The 19192-nt window shown below is 45.7% G+C and carries 20 protein-coding genes; 14 read left to right on the top strand and 6 right to left on the bottom strand.

Annotated elements, in window-relative coordinates:
* Positions 1–331: 331 nt before the first annotated feature.
* The 4 genes from gpAD87_RS29525 to gpAD87_RS29510 all read right to left on the bottom strand — a co-directional run bounded on the left by gpAD87_RS29525 (position 332) and on the right by gpAD87_RS29510 (position 3342).
* Positions 332–1066: an IclR family transcriptional regulator gene (locus tag gpAD87_RS29525; RefSeq protein WP_064642465.1), complete on the bottom strand. Its 735-nt coding sequence runs from the start codon at positions 1064–1066 to the stop codon at positions 332–334.
* A 162-nt stretch (positions 1067–1228) separates the two neighbouring features.
* Complete coding sequence (locus gpAD87_RS29520) at positions 1229–1681, bottom strand: heme-binding protein (protein WP_231952939.1); 453 nt, start codon at positions 1679–1681, stop codon at positions 1229–1231.
* Positions 1682–1687: 6 nt separating this feature from the next.
* Positions 1688–2881 (bottom strand): MFS transporter, encoded by a 1194-nt coding sequence (locus gpAD87_RS29515; protein WP_064642461.1) that lies wholly within the window; start codon positions 2879–2881, stop codon positions 1688–1690.
* A gap of 167 nt (positions 2882–3048) precedes the next feature.
* Positions 3049–3342 carry a putative quinol monooxygenase gene (locus gpAD87_RS29510; RefSeq protein WP_064642459.1) on the bottom strand — a complete coding sequence of 98 codons (294 nt, stop codon included), beginning with the start codon at positions 3340–3342 and terminating at the stop codon, positions 3049–3051.
* A 321-nt stretch (positions 3343–3663) separates the two neighbouring features.
* Between gpAD87_RS29510 and gpAD87_RS29505 the strand changes: the two genes are divergently transcribed.
* Positions 3664–4020 (top strand): FlxA-like family protein, encoded by a 357-nt coding sequence (locus gpAD87_RS29505; protein ID WP_064642457.1) that lies wholly within the window; start codon positions 3664–3666, stop codon positions 4018–4020.
* A 143-nt stretch (positions 4021–4163) separates the two neighbouring features.
* Here gpAD87_RS29505 and gpAD87_RS29500 read toward each other — a convergent pair whose 3' ends face one another.
* Positions 4164–5519, bottom strand: a complete 1356-nt coding sequence (locus tag gpAD87_RS29500) for an MATE family efflux transporter (RefSeq protein ID WP_064642455.1) — start codon at positions 5517–5519, stop codon at positions 4164–4166.
* A 167-nt stretch (positions 5520–5686) separates the two neighbouring features.
* Between gpAD87_RS29500 and gpAD87_RS29495 the strand changes: the two genes are divergently transcribed.
* The 8 genes from gpAD87_RS29495 to gpAD87_RS29460 all read left to right on the top strand — a co-directional run bounded on the left by gpAD87_RS29495 (position 5687) and on the right by gpAD87_RS29460 (position 13025).
* Positions 5687–6421: a class I SAM-dependent methyltransferase gene (locus tag gpAD87_RS29495; RefSeq protein WP_064642453.1), complete on the top strand. Its 735-nt coding sequence runs from the start codon at positions 5687–5689 to the stop codon at positions 6419–6421.
* 174 nt (positions 6422–6595) lie between these two features.
* Positions 6596–7174: an RNA polymerase sigma factor gene (locus gpAD87_RS29490; RefSeq protein ID WP_079695757.1), complete on the top strand. Its 579-nt coding sequence runs from the start codon at positions 6596–6598 to the stop codon at positions 7172–7174.
* On the top strand, positions 7171–8439 hold the full coding sequence (locus gpAD87_RS29485) for a hypothetical protein (protein WP_064642451.1): 1269 nt from the start codon (positions 7171–7173) through the stop codon (positions 8437–8439). Before gpAD87_RS29490 ends, gpAD87_RS29485 begins: the two co-directional genes overlap by 4 nt.
* Before the next feature lie 60 nt (positions 8440–8499).
* Entirely contained in the window at positions 8500–8958 is a 459-nt protein-coding gene (locus tag gpAD87_RS29480) for a DUF523 domain-containing protein (RefSeq protein WP_063567797.1), read from the top strand.
* A 267-nt stretch (positions 8959–9225) separates the two neighbouring features.
* The gene (locus gpAD87_RS29475; protein WP_064642449.1) at positions 9226–9903 is read left to right on the top strand and encodes an NAD(P)H-dependent oxidoreductase; all 678 of its coding nucleotides are present in this window, start codon (positions 9226–9228) and stop codon (positions 9901–9903) included.
* 147 nt (positions 9904–10050) lie between these two features.
* The gene (locus tag gpAD87_RS29470; RefSeq protein WP_063567799.1) at positions 10051–10362 is read left to right on the top strand and encodes an ArsR/SmtB family transcription factor; all 312 of its coding nucleotides are present in this window, start codon (positions 10051–10053) and stop codon (positions 10360–10362) included.
* A gap of 164 nt (positions 10363–10526) precedes the next feature.
* Complete coding sequence (locus gpAD87_RS29465) at positions 10527–11561, top strand: LLM class flavin-dependent oxidoreductase (RefSeq protein ID WP_064642447.1); 1035 nt, start codon at positions 10527–10529, stop codon at positions 11559–11561.
* Positions 11562–11864: 303 nt separating this feature from the next.
* Entirely contained in the window at positions 11865–13025 is a 1161-nt protein-coding gene (locus gpAD87_RS29460; RefSeq protein WP_063567801.1) for an AI-2E family transporter, read from the top strand.
* 111 nt (positions 13026–13136) lie between these two features.
* Here gpAD87_RS29460 and gpAD87_RS29455 read toward each other — a convergent pair whose 3' ends face one another.
* Positions 13137–13508, bottom strand: a complete 372-nt coding sequence (locus tag gpAD87_RS29455) for an ArsR/SmtB family transcription factor (protein WP_064642445.1) — start codon at positions 13506–13508, stop codon at positions 13137–13139.
* Positions 13509–13772: 264 nt separating this feature from the next.
* Here gpAD87_RS29455 and gpAD87_RS29450 point away from each other — a divergent pair, with 264 nt between their 5' ends.
* From gpAD87_RS29450 to gpAD87_RS29430, 5 genes are all read left to right on the top strand, one after another.
* Positions 13773–16145 carry a heavy metal translocating P-type ATPase gene (locus gpAD87_RS29450; RefSeq protein ID WP_064642443.1) on the top strand — a complete coding sequence of 791 codons (2373 nt, stop codon included), beginning with the start codon at positions 13773–13775 and terminating at the stop codon, positions 16143–16145.
* 100 nt (positions 16146–16245) lie between these two features.
* Positions 16246–16605 carry an SdpI family protein gene (locus tag gpAD87_RS29445; RefSeq protein ID WP_161490650.1) on the top strand — a complete coding sequence of 120 codons (360 nt, stop codon included), beginning with the start codon at positions 16246–16248 and terminating at the stop codon, positions 16603–16605.
* Positions 16606–16851: 246 nt separating this feature from the next.
* Complete coding sequence (locus tag gpAD87_RS29440) at positions 16852–17292, top strand: helix-turn-helix domain-containing protein (RefSeq protein WP_064642440.1); 441 nt, start codon at positions 16852–16854, stop codon at positions 17290–17292.
* Positions 17293–17504: 212 nt separating this feature from the next.
* Positions 17505–18722, top strand: coding sequence for an MFS transporter (locus gpAD87_RS29435; protein ID WP_064642438.1), 1218 nt, complete (start codon positions 17505–17507; stop codon positions 18720–18722).
* Between the two features lie 19 nt (positions 18723–18741).
* Positions 18742–19164: a universal stress protein gene (locus tag gpAD87_RS29430; protein ID WP_064642436.1), complete on the top strand. Its 423-nt coding sequence runs from the start codon at positions 18742–18744 to the stop codon at positions 19162–19164.
* The last annotated feature ends 28 nt before the right edge of the window (positions 19165–19192 follow it).

The raw sequence follows: 19192 nt of genomic DNA, 5'->3' as shown, positions 1-19192 counted from the left end.
AGGAATTTCCTCGAAAGGACTGTATTTTTAGGCCAAGTGTACTAGTAAGTCCGAATTGGCATTCGTATCATATGCTTCGACTCCGGTCAAGTCGAAGCGAAGTGGATTCCCTAACGCGTCAACTACCGCATGATAGAATTCGTTCTTCTACTCAAAGAACTATGCTAATCGTCGCTAAGCTCTTGGGAGCCCAGCCTCGATATATATTCCCCTCTTTGATGACATTTTTCTTTTGAACCTAAAAAGTTTACTCGACACGCAGTTCAGGTTACGTACTCTAGGGGACTGCAATTATCACAATATGTGGGCTGTATTTTAGCAGGTGAGCGGGTCAAAGTAGACCGGAAATTTGTGCACTGCATTCCTTCAATTTTTTACTTACCGCACGATCTCTCTTTCGACTTAATCGCGCGGCAGGGCCGGATATAGCCAATGCTGCAATCACTTTACCATTATAAAATATTGGAGCAGCAACGCAACGTAAACCCACTTCTGTTTCTTCATCATCAATGGCGTATCCTTGTTGACGGATTACGTTTAGATGCTCTTTTAATAAATGGTGGTCGTCAAAGGTATGCTTTGTTGCTTTGTGCTGGGTAAGATGTGTAAGCATTTTTTTTAGTTGTTCATCAGTTAGGTGCGCCAGGATAACTTTCCCAAAGGCACTTAGATGGGCATAAGCGGAATCACCTACACGTGTATGGCTACGGATGGCATGATTGCCCTCCACCACTTGGACTGTCATGACTTTCATTCCATCTAAAACTCCGATATAGGCAGTTTCGCCAAGATCCTGTGCTAATTGATGCAGGGATGGAACAACTAACCAATTAAGTCGAGTGTTAGCATACGATGAATGGTTTCCCTTTAATTCAGAAGCTTTGTACGTGTGACCATCTTTTTGAATAAATCCTGTCATTTCCAGCGTATATAGCAGACGGAAAGTTGTAGACTTGTTAAGGTTAAACCGATGCATGATCTCAGTCAGTCTCATGGGTGCGCCTTGTTGCAACGCGTCTAGAATGAGTAGTCCTTTTTTTAGGGTTGCAACCTCATATTGATCCATTGATTCACCTCTAAGCGGGAAATTATTATAATTGAATTATTGACATATAAACTGATTACATTCTTTATGCTGACCTCATTACAAATGAAAAAGAGAGGGAAAGAGCTTTACGCCCAAACCCTCTCAGGTATATTTAAGTGGTTATGACCATAACCATGACACTTATTCTCCTTTTAAAAACAGGCGAATGCCCTCAACTGCGTAAGCATGATCCAACTCACCGGTTAATCCGCCAACCGTTACAGATCCGACTACGCCAACACCCTTGACACGGATGGGAATAGAACCGCCAATCGCTTGATATTCTGCAGTGGAAAGCAGGGAGTGTTCTGCATGAGAAGCACCGCTTTGGATAAAGCGCTGGTCGATGTAGGCAGAACTGCGGTTATAGTGATCGACAATCCGTTTTTTGCGAAATAACCATACGTAGTTTTCCTCCGAAGTACCATCCATGAGATGTGTAAACACGGGAACTCGGTTACGTTCAATATGCACGGCCACCGCTACGTTGTTTTCTTGAGCATACTGCACAATCTGGTTACCAATGACAAGAGCATCTTGATGGCTAAAACTTGTAAATTCCAATTCTTCCTCTAATAGTTCTAGTGATTTCAAATCCATTTATCCTCTCTCCTCAACAAAAAGATTCTGTTTCTTATCCATTCTGTAGTTTATAGCTGCCAGTAAAAAGGAGAATCCTGCCATAATTGCACCGATCCAAGCCGTGTCCATCATATGCAAGTGGTCTACTGCAAGCCCACCCAATGTTGAACCAGCAGCGATCCCAATATTAAATGCAGAGATGTTTAATGCAGAAGCGACATCCTTGGCAGAAGGAACCAGCTTTTCTGCAAGCATTAGAATGTAAGCCTGTACGCCGGGAGACATCATAAAAGCAAAGAAACCCATTAATATGAGGGACAAAATGGTGAGCGCCTTGTTGGGCAATAGCCATATTTGGAGCAGCAGAGCAATGCCCTGAAACAGAAATACGAATCGAAGTGCCTTTACAGGATGTCGATTTGCTAATTTCCCACCGATAATATTCCCAATGGCTACAGCAACACCGTAAATTAGCAGTAGCCATGAAATAGACGAAGATGAGTAGCCGCTAATCTCTTCAAGGATAGGAGAGATATACGTAAATAAGGCGAAGGTTCCGCCGAAACCTAGAATCGTCATTAACAAGGCAGTGATGATCCGAGGATTAACAATCAAACTTCCAACATCTCTTAAGGTCGGTGAGTGCATTGAACGTGGAACTTTTTCTACTGCCATAAGACTGACCAACAAGGCTATCAGCCCTAAACCTGCGACCACAGCAAATGACATACGCCAACCAAATTCCTGCCCGATATAGGTTCCAAGGGGAACACCCAAAATGGTAGCGACGGTTAACCCAGTGAACATAATGGAGATGGCGGTGCCTTTCTTGTTAGCAGGCACCATATCTGCGGCCACTGTAGCTGCAACAGCGAAAAATACACCATGTGCAATAGCTGTAATTATCCTAGATAAGAGCAAAAGGGAATAGGTGGAAGATATTGCTGCTAGAGCATTCCCTAAAGTGAAGACAACCATGAGGAACACCAAGTATCCTTTTTTAGGCAATTTCCCGGTTATAACTACGACGATTGGGGTTCCAATAGCAAGAGCCACTGCATACCCTGACACAAGGGTCCCAGCTTGCGTTACCGATATGCTAAAATCGGTGGCTACCTCTTGCAGAATACCGACAATAACAAATTCTGTCGTTCCAATAGCAAAAGCACTTATTGCAAGTGACATTAGTGCTATAAAGATTTTTGAATTCATACTTTCACCTCCTTATGTAGGCCAATATTAAGTGAGAACTTAAATGGGTTCAAATAAAGAAAAAAAGTTTCTATAAAAGAAACTTTTCTCGGTGGATACATTGATAATACCAATTGGAGAATCGATTGATCTTTACATAAACGATAACAACGTACTTCGCTTTGATCTTATGTCTCAATGTTTTCCAAATGATACACGTCCATGGTGTCAATTATGGTTTCTATATTTTTTCGGTATGTTTGGTAATGCTCGGTATTCACATGTGCGATTATGGCATTTTCGTCAGCCCAAGACTCATAAAAAACATATGTGCCTTCTTTTTCAAGCGAATTATGCAGCTTGTACTGTATACAACATTTCTCTGCACGAGACGGTTCAATAAGTTTGATCAATTCATCGCGTAGCTGTTCCTCTTGCCCAGGTTTTGCTTTTAGAATCGCACAAATGGTAATGACATTCATAAAATACACCTCTTAATAAAAATTTTGTTGATCTCTTGTTGATAAAACCTAATCAATAATTGAGTAACGATATTACTGTGTCTCTAAGCCGATATTTTTTCTGTACAGTGATTCTCCAAAGGGGTTAAAAGGGAAGATCTGTTACTGAAATATGAAAAAAATGCATGCAGCATGGCCTATCATAGGTGAATCATAGGAGATTTTCAAAAAATGTTAGAAAGTTTCTAATAAAGAACCCATTCAGCAACCTTTCAGTTGATTTTAACGTTCCTATCGTCTGGATTGGATATAGTGGAACCATGAAAGAGGAGGAGATCAACGATGAATATTTCTTCAGCATCAAGTTCCACGACATCCTACATATCCACATCTTCATCGAGTTCGAACAGCACAAGCGAGTTGGAGAAACAAAAGACGAAGCTTGAGGCCGAATTGGAGAAAGTGCAATCCAGCAAGGACGATGATAAAACCAAGGAGACCAAAACGAAGCAACTGCAGCAGCAAATCAAGCAAATCGAAGCTCAAATCTCGCAGCAAAGCTCCCAGAGTAGCGGGACAACCGCAACTAAAGAAGCACCGCCGGCCAAACCACCAACCAATGGCATGCAAGCAGCGTCCCCGCAAGAAATTGCAAATGCAACAACGGACAGCAATGGCCGATTTGATATACGGGTATAAGAGGGAATACAGAACTTAACTTAAAACCGAATATTAAATAATTTAAATCAACGAGCTAATCGATAAGTTAGAGCGGATTAGCTCAACCAAAAGACCTGCCTGATCTCTATAGATCAAGCAGGTCTTTTGGTTGTTCACATGTTTTATTCAATCGTTAAACCGTTTATACGTTCTGAGATGGCTCTTTTTTTATAGTACATGCCGATAGTCACCAGAACCACCATCTCGGATAGCGGAACGGCAAGCCAAACGCCAGTAACACCGAAGAATGAAGGGAGGACCACAATCAAAGCAACCATAATAATCATCTCGCGTGCAGCTGTAATCCAGATGGCCATTTTGGCATTTCCGACAGATTGAAAGTACGTGCTCATGACAAAGTTAATACCCATGAACAAGTATGCAAAAGTAAATATTCGCAAACCGTACACGGCGTTATCCGTCACGCTGGCACTGAAGTTCCCGAAGATTTGCACAAAATAAGGTGCGCCCAGTTGTACAACGAGTAATAGCAGCACCCCACATGCCAGAGCCGTTCTGGAGGCTAAACGAATGGTCTGTTTTTCCCGATCCATCTGTTTGGCTCCGTGATAATAACTGACCAAAGGTTGGGCAGCGGAGGCTAGACCGAGAAATGCGAGCAGTACAACACCATGAATATAGTTCAAGACTGTAAAAGATGCCACGCCATCCGTGCCCGCAATCCGATCCAGTGAGATGTTGTGAGAGATGGAGAAGACGGACATGCCTAGTTCAGCAAGAAAGCTTGGAAACCCAATGAGTACAATAGAAGCCAGCAGTTTGGTATTCCATTTGAAGCGAGTGAATTTGAGATTATTATTTTTCCTGAAAAAGTGAGTCAGCAACACAAGAAGCGCCAGAGATGCCGATACAATTGTACCAATCGCGACGCCACGAACGCCCCATTCCAGCACGTATAACGTTATATAGTTAAGCACAATATTGGCTAACGCAAATGTAATCTGAGCATACATGGATGTATTGGGATTGCCGTCGTTACGAACAAAAATAGTGAGTGCATTCTCAATGGTGAAGACAAAACCGAACAACAGCATAATATTCATATAGTCCGCAGCAAACGGGAATGTTTCAGGATTGGCACCAAGGGCAAAGACAAGCTTATCTCTGAAAGTATATGCCGTATATCCAATAACCATCGTAATCAGCAAAATGATTGTAATGGATTTGGTGAAGAGTTGTCTCGCTGTCGTGAGATCCTTCTTACCCATATAGGTGGAATACAAAGTTGCCCCGCCCATTCCAATCCATAACGACATGGCTACAAAAAGCGTATAGACAGGAGAAGCAATCCCGATTCCGGCGAGCGCGGTAGACCCCAGCTTGTGACCAACCATAATACCGTCGATAATAAAGTTGAAAGCGATAACGAGCATCCCTAATATGGAAGGCACGAGGTAGCTTACAAATGCCTTACCTACAGATTGCCTTTCTAATGGATGCGTCCAATTTGTGTTCATGATGACCTCCGTTAGTATACTGAATGTTCATTCTATATTATATTATACTGAACGTTCGTTCTGTATAATAACATGCCGAGAATTTGGTTGGCAACTTTTCCAAAAGATGATCGTTTATATGGTAGAGTTAATAGAGCATCTTTTATGACACGGGAGGGAATCTCTTTATGAAGCAAAACAAATATGATGAAGCTGAGTTTTTCGGCAATTACAGTCAGATGGCTCGATCAACCCAAGGGTTGGAGGCTGCTGGCGAGTGGCATGAACTGCAAACGATGCTGCCTGAATTAAAGGGCAAGAACGTATTGGATCTGGGGTGCGGCTTTGGTTGGCACTGTCGATATGCACGTGAGCAACACGCTAGTTCTGTGGTTGGCGTGGATTTGTCTGAAAATATGTTGCAACGTGCACGCGAGATGACGGATGATCCTCAGATCGAGTACCAGCGTATGGCGATTGAGGATATTGATTTTGCACCCGGACAATTTGATGTAGTGATCAGCTCACTGGCTTTGCATTATATCGAGCGTCTGGATCAGGTATACGCCAAAATCAATGCATGTCTTGTTCAAGGAGGCACGTTTGTCTTGTCTGCGGAACATCCCATTTTCACGGCGCGGGCGGAGCAGGACTGGCATTATGGACCTCAGGGTGAAATACTGCATTGGCCTGTGGATCATTATCAAGAGGAAGGGCAGCGGGTAGCGAACTTTCTGAATCAGGACGTGGTGAAATATCATCGTACGATGGCGACTCATCTGAATGAATTGATTCAGGCTGGTTTTGTCATTCAACAGGTAGCCGAGTCCAAGCCATCTCCTGAGATGATGGAGCAGGTTCCCGGTATGCGAGACGAGAATCGTCGACCGATGTTTCTGATGATTGCCGCGGTTAAGGCTTGAGCAGCAGCTTCGGCATCAAAATGAAGTTTATGGGTTTTATACTCGATAGACCAGCGCGTTCAGTACATCTGGACCTTGCTGGTTTATTTTATTTTGTAGGAGAGGGAGAAGAAATGAACCGTTTGGGAACCAAATCCGAATGGACGTAGTCTTATTAAGTGAGGTGAACATCAGTTGGACTATCAATATCTGGCACACGCTCAGACGATCGACAATTATACACTTAGCAGCATGATGGATGAGTACGGGAACGATGTATGGAACTACGCGTACTTTCTGACCAAAAGTACCGAGCAGGCGGATGAATTGTCACAGGAAGTGTTTATCCGGGCATATTCCGGGATCGCCCATTTTCGAGGAGAATGCTCATTGAAGACATGGCTGCTGACCATCACTAGGAACACGACATTTACATACCGGAAATCCAGATTTTTTCGCAGCAGTTTATGGGGAGAGACACTGCCAATCCCCACGGAACAGGTGAATACGAGCATGGGTGAGATGAAGCCTGAAAAATGGGTTCACCCCTCTGCCGAAGCCGAGGCGATCAGCAGGGAGCACATTCACGAAATCTGGGACATCATCATGGCTCTGCCGGACAAATTCCGGGAATTGCTTTTGCTGCATCTGAAGTATGAGCTTAAGACGAGTGAAATTGCGGAAATGCTGGGCATCAGCGCGGGAACGGTCAAATCACGACTGTCCAGAGCGAAGGCCAAAGTACGGAAACAGTGGGAGGAGCGAAGTGAATGAAACATATGGATGACGAATGGGAAAAAGTAGTCAAACAGGAGCCGTTTGCGGCGTCTCCTTTTACCGAGGAGCATAAACAGAACGTACTTCGTCAGGTAGCCTGGCTCAAATCGGGATCTGCACAGAAAATGAGTGATGTTGGGGATAAGTCCGCCGAGCAAAACACCCTGCCCAATCAACACAGACGCCGTCTTCGCTCCCGCAGAGCTGTTATTGCGTGCACGACGATTGCAGCCGTGGCAGCGGCGGTCATTCTCTGGAACGGACAGATTGTGGAGCCTGTAATTGAAAAAGTATATCCCACAGCAGCGCTGCAATATACCGATGATGCCGGCATGAGCCTGCTCACTGACAAGATGAAAAAGAATGTAGCCGTCACGATGCGAGACTATCTTGGCAAACAATTACGTATAACCAAAGTGCAGGACCTGCCTGTCTCTGGAAGAGTATATGTCGAGGCTGGGAAAGAAGGCGGTGAAGAATACGCGTTGATCTGGCTTGATGCGGCAACAGGCAATCTACGTGAGGTACAGATGAGAAGGGAGATGTCAGCTAATGAGCTGGAGCATCGTTATTTGCGTCAAGTACCGTCACTGCTTGAAGGGATAAACAGTGACCCTACGCTAAAACCGGTCTCAGCCAGACGTTATGTGAAAATGAAGCAGGGTCAGGAAGAACCGGTTTGGTTCACAACATTGTTTTTGGAGAATAGTAGGGGCAGTGGCAGTATCGAATGGACAAGGGATGAAGCAGTATCCGTTTCTGGTAGTGTGAGTTCTGATACTGTATCACAAGAATTAATAACAGATGCCAGAATGTCGATTGAAGCCTTGTCTGGTGAGCCCGCACCTGATTTGAAAGATATAATATTTAAACAAAATGACAAGAAGCGTGAAGAAACAACGGACCTATATTTTGGAGATCGGTACTTAGTAAGAGAAATTGGTGGGAGATTTAGTAATGAATACACTGTAATGGATTTCCAGAGGGGGATTCCAGAATTTGAAACTGAGGAAGAGTATGGGCTTTACTTTGAGAAGTTACGTAACATGAAGGAAAGTGTAATCAGGCAGAATGCAGCACCAATAATCAAACAAATATTCAAAATCGACCTTGATCTATATAAACTTGAAAGAGATCCAAATACGCCTGGAATGGTCACATTCCTTTCAGCAGAGACAGAGGTTTACCATACTTTTAAGGTTCGATATGAAGAAGATGCAAGGATTACGATGATCACAATAGATGCCAATGCCAACCTCTAAGACTTGATTCCATATGGTACAATCAATTTAATAGATGATTGGAGCATAAGGAGCATAACGATGAAATATTTGGTGAGTTCATGTCTTGCGGGCGTAGCCTGCCGTTACAACGGAACAGCGAGTCTGGATGCAAAGATTCAGGAGCTTGTGGAGCAGGAACAGGCGAAGATGGTCTGCCCGGAGCTGCTTGGAGGATTTTCCACCCCGCGGGAGCCAGCTGAAATTATCGGCGGTACGGGTAAGGATGTGCTGGCAGGTACAGCCAAGGTAATTGAGAAGAGTGGCAATGACGTCACGGATCTGTACATTAAAGGAGCCTATCAGACACTTGAATGGGCGCAAAAACTGGATGTCACCTGTGTGGTGCTTAAAGAATTCAGTCCTTCCTGCGGTACACAGATGATCTACGATGGCAACTTTGCCAACCACAAAGTCGTGGGCGAAGGGGTTACTTCTGCTTTGCTGCGGCAAGAGGGATTTACGGTTATCTCGGAAAATGAGTTCATGGAACAGTTGTAATTGTCGTAATCACAATAATCTCTGATACGAATTACAGGTAAGTCGCCTTGGGGAGCAGCAGATCCATGGCGACTTGTTTTTTTGTTACAACAGGGCATGCACTTGATTATCGAAAAAACCTTGTTAGAAATAATAGTTACTTTTATATACTAAGAAACATTATTGTGCGTACTTTTATATTTTGATTATAAACTCTAAAATAATACTCAGGTATTCAAGTTCAGAGCATAAACAGGAACATAAACAAGAAAAGGATGTGCAGATCATATGGAATTCTCGGCAAAAGCCATTACGAAAGAAAATATTTTGAACGCTTACTATTTTCGGCATGCAACCAAACAGTTTGATGCTTCACGTATCATTTCGGCAGAAGATTTTGAGTTTATTCTAGAAACGGGACGGTTGTCGCCAAGCTCAATTGGTTTGGAACCATGGAAATTTCTGATTGTGCAGAACCCGGACTTCCGTAAGCGTCTGTCCGAAGTATCTTCCGGGGCTCAGAAACAATTGGCGAAGGCAAGCCATTTTATTGTCATTCTGGCGCGGTCTGAGGCGAGTTATAACTCGCCTTACGCGGAATATATGCTGAAAGAAATCAAGGGCATGCCGGATGACGTATTTGAGCTGACCCGTGAAGCTTATGGCAAATTTCAAAAGAACCAACGAATGCTTGAGAACCCGCGTACTTTATTTGACTGGGCGTCCAAACAGACCTACATCGCTCTCGGTAATATGATGACTGCGGCAGCGCTGATTGGTATCGATTCCTGCCCAATTGAAGGGTTTAGATATGAAGACGTACATCGTATTCTGGAAGAGGAAGGTTTGCTTGAGGATGGACAATGGGATGTTTCCGTCATGGCAGCCTTCGGTTATCGGGCGGAAGATCCGCCACGCGAGAAATCCCGTCAGCCTTTAGATAAAATCACGCAGTGGATTGATTAAGCTTATTAGTCCATGCTGGAACAAGTAAAAGAAACGGTCAGCACCAAGTTCTAAACGTATTCACTTGTATTTATTGGCAGGCCGGTTCGTTCGTTGAATCGGTCTGTTTGGTTTGCAAAATGAAAGAAAGGCGGTATAATCTTACCCATGGAACCTATACTCATATTCAAAGCATTATCCAACGAGACACGTCGACAGATTCTGTTGTGGCTCAAAAACCCGGAGCAACACTTTCCACCGCTGGAGTTATCCCAGCATCCGGATGCAGGAAAGAGCGGCATATGTGTTGGAACGATTCAGGTGAAGGCCGGACTGGCTCAATCCGTCATATCCAGCTATCTGCTGACCATGCTCAAAGCCGGGTTGCTGATCTCTGAGCGTAGGGGACAGTGGACGTATTATCGCCGGAACGAAGAAACCATTCGTCAATTTGCCGAGTACGTACAGCACGAGCTATAAGCCGGACGCCGAGACGGAAGCAAGAATGCAGGTGCAGGCGGGTATTCCGTCCGGATGTAAACGGCTAGAGGAGCAGCTCTGTGACATCATTTTTTTGCGCTTTTACATCTATATATCTGGATATACAAAAATAAAAATATGAACAAAGAGGAGAAGTTTCTATTATGTCTACCGAAAACACAGCTTCATCCCATAAAAAACTTATTAACGACGTTAAATTGTCCATACTGGATTTGGCTCCTGTCGTAGTAGGTGCCACACCTGCGGATGCGCTTCGCAACAGTCTGGATCTTGCTCAGCACGCAGAGCGTTGGGGATATCACCGTTACTGGGTAGCGGAACACCACAACATGCCAGGCATCGCTTCTTCCGCGACTTCGGTTGTCATTGGTTACCTTGCAGGTGGAACGAAGACCATTCGTCTCGGTTCAGGCGGAATCATGCTGCCTAACCATGCGCCGCTTGTTATTGCCGAACAGTTTGGCACGTTAGAGTCACTCTATCCAGGCCGTATTGACCTTGGGCTGGGCCGTGCACCGGGAAGTGACCGACGTACGTCTCTTGCTTTGCGTAAAGACCTGAACAGTGGTGAAGATTTCCCCGAATTGCTGGCTGAACTTAGAGCATACTTCGATGCTTCTGCTACATCGTATCACGCGCCTGTTCGCGCTGTACCCGGTGAAGGGTTGAATATCCCGATTTACCTGCTCGGCTCCAGTGATTTCAGTGCTCGTCTCGCCGGACAGCTGGGATTGCCGTTTGCTTTTGCCAGCCACTTCTCACCGGATTACACCCGGATTGCACTTGAAACGTATCGGAGCAGCTTCCAACCATCCGATCACTTGAAGGAACCCCATGTTATTGTGGGTGTAAATGCTGTCGTGGCGGACACTGACGAAGAAGCAGCATGGCTTGGCACAACGATGCAGCAGCAGTTCTTGAACATTATTCGTGGGACAACCGGATTAGTGCAGCCACCAGCCGATATGGAAGGCAAATGGACGGATCGTGAGAAAGCTGGTGTAGAGCAGACGCTAAAAGCAGCTGTGAACGGCTCTCCGGAGACCGTGCGTGGTCAACTGGAATCATTTATTGCTCAGACCCAAGCGGATGAGCTGATTATTACGTCGATGATCTATGATCATCAGGCACGTTTACACTCGTATGAGCTGATCGCACAACTGGCGGGAAAAGCATAAATGCAACAGCGGACGTGAACAAAAGGCTTGCATGCCGCTGACATATTAACGGTTTGTCTCTTCGGAGGCGAGCCGTTTTTTGGTAGGGAAATTATTCAAAGGAGTTGTATGGGGCAGAAGGTTCTTTTTAGGGTAAAATGAACTTACCGGTCTAATTTGAAACGGTTAAACAGCGCCATACGTATAAACTCAATGTGTTATACATATGTTGGCTTGTACAAGCAACTTTATGCGCAGTCAAGAAACATGCAGGTTTACAGCTTATGCTTTGATAAAGGATACATAAGAGAGGAAGACACGCCTATGGAGCAACCCGAGCAACCCCGCATTTGGCCAGATCGGTTTAAACGATTTTTTCTGAATAATAAGTTCGTGCTTTTTCTGTTAATTTTACTGCTGGTAGGACTGAACGTAATGGTTCTTACCAAAGTATCCTTTGTTTTGCACCCGCTCGCGGTGCTGATCAAGACGATTGTGCTGCCGATTATTCTGTCGGGTATTCTCTATTACCTGCTGAATCCGATTGTGGATGTCATGGAGAAATGGAAAATCAAGCGTGGCTGGTCCATTCTGATCTTATATCTGGCTATCGGGGGCATCCTGACAGTCGTGGTACTGGCGGTCATTCCGGTCGTACGTAACCAGATTACGAGTCTGATTGAAAATTTTCCAACGTACAGTGAGACGGTCAAACAGCAGTTTGAGCAGCTTACGGGCAGCAAGCTGTTCGGTCAGTTCCAGGAGACAGTCAATTTGAATTCTCAGGACTGGTGGGGCACGATTTCCCAGAAAGCCACTGACATTCTGAACTCAACCTGGAACAAATTGGGCGGATTCCTCGGAGCGTTCACCGAGACGGTGCTGTCCATTGTAACGGTTCCGTTTATCCTGTTCTATCTGCTGAAAGACGGCAAGAAGCTTCCATCGAAAATTCTGTCTTTCCTGCCAATCAAGAGTCGTACAGGTGCAATGCATGTGCTGGAAGATATCAATCACCAGATCAGTTCGTTCATTCGTGGACAGATTATCGTTAGCTTCTGCATTGGTATTCTGCTATACATCGGTTATATGATTATTGGTCTGGACTATGCGCTGATTCTTGCGATTATCGCATCGTTCACGAGTGTTGTACCGTATCTGGGACCTGCGATTGCGATCACGCCTGCGTTGATTGTTGCTCTGGTCACTTCCCCGGTGATGCTGCTGAAGATGGTAGCGGTGTGGACGATCGTGCAATTAATTGAGGGTAAATTCATCTCACCTCAGATTATGGGCAAAACGCTCAAAATTCACCCCATTACCATTATCTTTGTCATTCTGACTTCAGGTAATCTGTTCGGTGTAGTGGGCATTCTGCTGGCTGTTCCGGGATACGCAGTGCTGAAAGTATGTGTGTCGCATATCTTCAACTGGTTCAAGGAACGATCCGGTCTGTATGATCCGAAAAATAACAATCTACTGTAACCGAAGTTTTCTTTTTCTGGCAAAACGGTGCCCTCATTTAACAGAACCCCCGTCCATCGGCTAACAGCCGAGAGGCGGGGGTTCTATTGTGTGAACAGGCTGGCTTGATGCCTAGCCATGTTTAATATGTTGAAGCGTCTGCAGGAAAATCTGCTCAATGTGTGTATCATCCAGAGAATAATACACGGTCTTGCCTTCTTTGCGCCGCTTGACAATCCGCATGTTGCGGAGTGATCGCAGCTGGTGCGAAATGGCCGACTGTCCCATATCGAGCAGCACCGTCAGATCGTGCACACATAATTCCTTCTGCAACAGCGCATCAATAATACGAAGCCGTGTCGGGTCGCTGAAAGCCTTGAACCAATCAGCCATCTCGGAAGAGGTCTCGCGATCCATGAGAGAAGCACGAATGGTCTGCACGTCAGCCTCTGTTCCAGAGCAGGCCGCGTCGCAATCGGCTGGAGCTTTAACCGGTTGTTCCATTTCCTATCACCACCTATATTAACTCAACCTTTGATTTGATCAAATGTTCTTCGATAAGCCTATTATATCCAAAAAACGTCTAAAGCGAAATGATTACTATTAGCATATTCTGTATGAAAAATCAACCGGAATTGTTGACACTCATGTTTAAGCGTGCATATAATAGGGTTAACAAAACATATGAATGATTGCTCATATATTGATTTTAACGTAAAAATTACGAATAATAATATTGATTTACGTACTGCAAAGGGGAGAGTTCACATGGGAACCGGACAGGAACAGGTGAAAAGGGAACTGCTGCTGGATGGATTGGATTGCGCGAACTGCGCATTGAAGATTGAGAATGGCGTCAAAAAAATTAAAGGCATTTCCGATTGCTCAGTCAATTTTGTGACCAAAACCTTATCCATGCACACCACATCCGATATGGATGAGCAGGTGGTGGAAGAAGCGAAGCGCAAAGTACTTCGGCTGGAGCCGCATATTCGTATTTCGGAAAAAGGTAAATCATCACAAGGCAGTTGTGGTTCTGCTGATTCAATAAACCAAGCTAACGGCAAAGTGCACGCACATGCAGGTAGCGGAGCTCACACGCATGAGCATACTCCGAGTAGGCACGATCATGCTGGTCACTCCCATGACCATGACCACGGTCATCATCACGGAGCCCAAGATCACACGCATGATCATGGAAGTCATGCCGGACATGATCACGGTCATGCGGACGGTCACGATCATGACGATGCGCATGCCGGACACTCACATGAACATGGCGCTGGGCAGACAAAGGTGCTGCTTGCACGCCTGGCGGCAGGCTCCATTTTGGTAGCAGCCGCGATCTGGTCTCCGCTGGAAGGCTGGGCGCAGCTTGCACTCTATGTTGTCGCTTATCTGATCGCAGGGGGAGATATCGTTCTCCAGGCGTTCAAAAATATTATTCGCGGTCAGGTATTCGATGAATACTTCCTGATGTCCGTGGCCACCATCGGTGCTTTTGCCATTGGTCAATACCCCGAAGGTGTTGCGGTCATGCTCTTCTATCAGCTAGGTGAGCTGTTTCAGGGGCTGGCGGTTAATCGGTCAAGGAAGTCGATCCAGTCGCTGATGGATATTCGCCCGGACTATGCCAATATGCTGATTGGCGCGGGAGAAGAGACCAAGCGAGTGTCGCCGGAAGAAGTACGTATTGGAGACCGCATCTTGGTTAAAGCGGGTGAGCGAGTACCTCTGGACGGGATTGTTAAGGCAGGTCGTTCCATGGTGGACACTTCCGCTCTGACAGGTGAGTCAGTTCCGCGTGAGTTAGAGCCGGGTAGTGATGTTCTGAGTGGATTCGTGAACAAAAACGGAATGTTAACTATCGAAGTAACAAAAACTTTTGGTGAATCCACGGTATCCAAAATTTTGGATCTGGTGCAGAATGCGAGCAGCCGCAAAGCCAAAACGGAACATTTTATTAGCAAATTCGCCCGTTATTACACGCCGGTTGTTGTCATTCTCGCCGCGTTGATTGCGCTCGTTCCACCATTGGTGCTCAGTGGTGCGACATTCGCCGATTGGATCTATCGTGCACTGGTCTTCCTTGTGATCTCTTGTCCGTGTGCGCTGGTCGTTTCCATTCCGCTTGGTTTTTTCGGCGGTATCGGAGCTGCCTCTCGTAACGGTATTCTCATCAAAGGAAGTAACTACCTTGAAGCCTTGAACGATGTCAAAGTCGTTGTTTTCGATAAAACGGGTACACTAACTAAAGGTGTTTTCAAAGTAACAGCTATTCGCCCAGAAGGTGGGCGTAACGAAGATGAATTGATGGAGCTTGCTGCAATTGCCGAGGCTCATTCCAATCATCCGATTGCTGAATCCATTCGCACAGCTTGGGCAAAGGATATCCGGACCCAAGGTGTGGACGATTACGATGAGATAGCTGGACATGGCATCAAAGTCAGTGTGGATGGACGTGAAGTGCTTGCAGGTAATGCCAAATTGATGGAACAGTCAGGTATTTCCTACACGACTCCACAAACTGTGGGTACGGTGGTGCACGTTGCAGAATCGGGTTCGTATGTCGGTCACCTGATCATTGCCGATGAGGTTAAGGATGATGCAGCGGCAGCCATTCAGGCACTCAAGAAGCTAGGTATCCGCAAAACAGTGATGCTGACAGGGGATGCCAAGGCTGTTGGTGAAGCTGTAGGGCGTGAGCTGGGTGTCGATGAAGTATACGCTGAGCTGTTGCCACAGCATAAAGTCGAACAGTTGGAGCGTCTCGAAGCTGCCAAATCACCGAAGGAGAAAATGGTGTTTGTCGGTGACGGTATTAATGATACCCCGGTGCTGGCTCGTGCCGATGTTGGTGTAGCGATGGGTGGGCTTGGTTCAGATGCCGCGATTGAAGCGGCAGACGTTGTCATCATGACGGATGAACCATCCAGACTGGCAAGTGCGATCCGAATTGCAAAACGGACACGAACCATTGTCTGGCAAAATATCGGTTTTGCGTTGGGTGTCAAAGCGATCTTCCTGCTACTGGGTGTGTTCGGCATTGCCACCATGTGGGAAGCGGTATTCTCTGATGTAGGAGTGACCGTGCTGGCTGTCCTGAACGCTATGCGTGTACTGCGGGTGAAGGACATCTAAGTTTTACGAAACGATCCGGACGGCTCTTCGTATATACGTAGAGCCGTTTTTTTGTTTTAATATCTGTGGTGTATTTTTAATGGAGTTAGGGGAGAACATTGTGGCAGGAGCAGTAGTTGGGATTATATGCGGAGTGTGCTATTTCATTCTGGGATTAATGGTGTACAAAAAGCCGCCGAAAAGGATTAATGGCGTATATGGTTATCGTACTCCGCGAGCAATGAGTCATCCTGAGTTATGGGAAGAAGCGCAACGTTATAGCGCCAATCTAATGATGCAGTTTGGTGTGATTATTACGGTATTCGGCATAATCGGTTTTTGGCTTACGGATGTACGAGCTTTGGTTCTAAGTCTTGTGGCTATAGGATTCTATACATTCAGGCTGTTTACCAGAGTCGAAGGCCGTTTGAAGCAAATGCAGCGTGTCCAGCAACAGGAACAGAAGGAGCAAGGCGCTTAGAGACCCAATATGAAATCGCACCTGAACGAAGATCCGCGCGAGCGGATCTTTTTTGCATCTTATAGAGGCGAAGGATAACAGAGAACTGCTTTTAACAACATATTGTAAAAATTACCACTGCAATAATTTATCTATGTTTGAGACATACTACATATTCAAGTCCAAAATCTAACGTTGACGTTAACGTTAATAATATATATAATTATGTACATAACATTATAGACATATGAAAGTGAGGTGAAGGAAATGAGTTTATATAAAATCGATGACGTAGCCAAGGAATGTGGTTTGACCAAGCGTACCATTCGGTATTACGAAGAGATCGGTGTTATGCCTTCACCTCAGCGGACGGACGGTGGCACACGATTATACACCCGGGAAGATATCGATTATCTCAAAAAGGTGGTTCGGGCGAAGGAAGTGCTTGGTTTCTCGCTTCAGGAGCTACATACCTATGTGGCAACGGCGGATGCGCTGAACGAACAGCGTTTTGACTACCAACAGACCACTGAGGTGAGAGAACGGATCGAGAAGCTCACCAAGATGGAAACGACGTTGGATGACCAGCTGCAACTGATCGAGCAGAAACTTCAGAGTATTCACGCCGTTCAGAAGGAACTTGAGGAATTACGTGAACGGGTTCAGAACGGCATTCGACGATTAGAAGGGCACGAGAATGACACATAAATGAGCATTTTGCATAAATCCAAAGAGCGTGTACCCGAAGCGAATGCATCGAATTATGCAAAATGCTAAATTAGTATTTCACGATAAGCACCGGGAGATCCGGTGTCATTTGTGCCGTTTTCTTTCCTATATTTCTGAAAATAAAAATGAGTATTTCATTGTTTTTCACAATTTGTTTCACAACATAAATTATGAACCAGGAGGAATTACGTATGAAAAGAGAACCCTCATTACCTGACGAATTGCCGTCATCCCGTGGAGGTCTGTTATCCCAGCCCAGAGCGGTATGGGCAGTAGCCTTCGCCTGTATCATCTCCTTTATGGGTCTGGGATTGGTTGACCCGATTCTGCCTGCGATTGCAGATCAGCTGCATGCTTCCAAAAGCCAGGTATCTTTATTGTTTACAAGTTATAACGCGGTTACCGGGGTAGCCATGCTGATTACAGGTGTTGTATCCAGCCGGATTGGTGTGAAGTGGACACTGCTCAGTGGGATTTTGCTGATCATTGTTTTCTCTTTCCTCGGAGGAACCTCTGACACTGTAGGTGCACTCGTCGGTTACCGTGGTGGTTGGGGACTGGGGAATGCCCTGTTCATCGCAACCGCATTATCCGCAATTGTAGGACTGTCCACTTCGGGGACAGCCAAAGCGATTATTTTATATGAAGCAGCGCTTGGTTTGGGGATTGCCGTTGGTCCATTGCTCGGTGGTGAACTGGGTTCCATCTCATGGCGTGGCCCGTTCTATGGTGTAGCTGTTCTGATGTCGATTGCTTTTATCAGTATCACGTTTATGCTGCCTAAGATGGCCAAACCGAAAACGCGTAGTTCCTTGTCCGATCCGTTCAAAGCTCTGGGTTATCCTTCACTGAAAACATTGGCGATCACGGCCTTCCTGTATAACTTTGGTTTCTTTACCTTGATGGCTTATTCACCTTATGTCATGAATCTGGATGAACACGGACTCGGTTATGTATTCTTCGGTTGGGGTCTGATGCTGGCGATCACGTCTGTCTTTGTAGCACCAAGACTGCAACGTCGATTCGGATCCGTTCCTTCCATGAGCGTTATGCTGACCCTGTTCGCCATTGATTTGCTGGTAATGGCGGTGGGTACGGTAATGGGATCATCCACAACAGTTATTGTGGCCGTTATCGTTGCCGGGATATTCCTCGGGATCAACAACACGTTAATTACAACGGCAGTTATGGAAGCTGCCCCAGTGGAACGTTCTGTGGCCTCGGCTGCATACAGCTTTGTACGGTTCCTTGGAGGTGCGCTGGCACCTTGGCTTGCTGGTAAATTGTCCGAGTGGTTCCTGCCGGAGACACCGTTTTATTTTGGCGCATTGATGGTTCTGATCGGGGTCGTTGTGCTTCTGGTACGCCGCAGACATCTGCGCGATATCGATGCTGCCATTACGCATTAATGAACAGGAGGAATGGAAAATGCTGAAACGAATATTGGTTGCTGTCGATGGGTCGGATCATGCACACAAGGCTTTGGAGCAAGCCGTTGTTCTGGCAGAAAGTCTGAAACAACCGGCTTCCTTGATGATCGTGCACGTTAATCCTTCGATCTCGCTGAATGAGCCCGCACTGGGTGTGGATCTGGAAGCAAGGATCGCAGAAGAAGGACAGCATATTATACAACCTGTTAATGAATTGTTAGCTGCGCGTTCTGTTCATTATGAAACTTTGCTGATTGCTGGTGATCCCGTGAATGAGATCTGCCGTGTAGCGAAGGATAGAGACTGTGATCTCATTGTGATGGGAACGGCCGGGAAAAGCATGCTCGCTGAAATCGTGGTGGGCAGTGTCAGCCACGGCGTCTTGAAACATGCAGGATGTCCGGTAATGACTGTAAAATAGTGGTATGACTTTCTTGTGTTGATGATGC

This window comes from Paenibacillus sp. AD87 (assembly GCF_001659845.1).
Lineage (GTDB): Bacteria > Bacillota > Bacilli > Paenibacillales > Paenibacillaceae > Paenibacillus > Paenibacillus marchantiae.
Note: the sequence above shows the minus strand (reverse complement) of the source record. Positions and strands in the feature narration are given on the sequence as shown.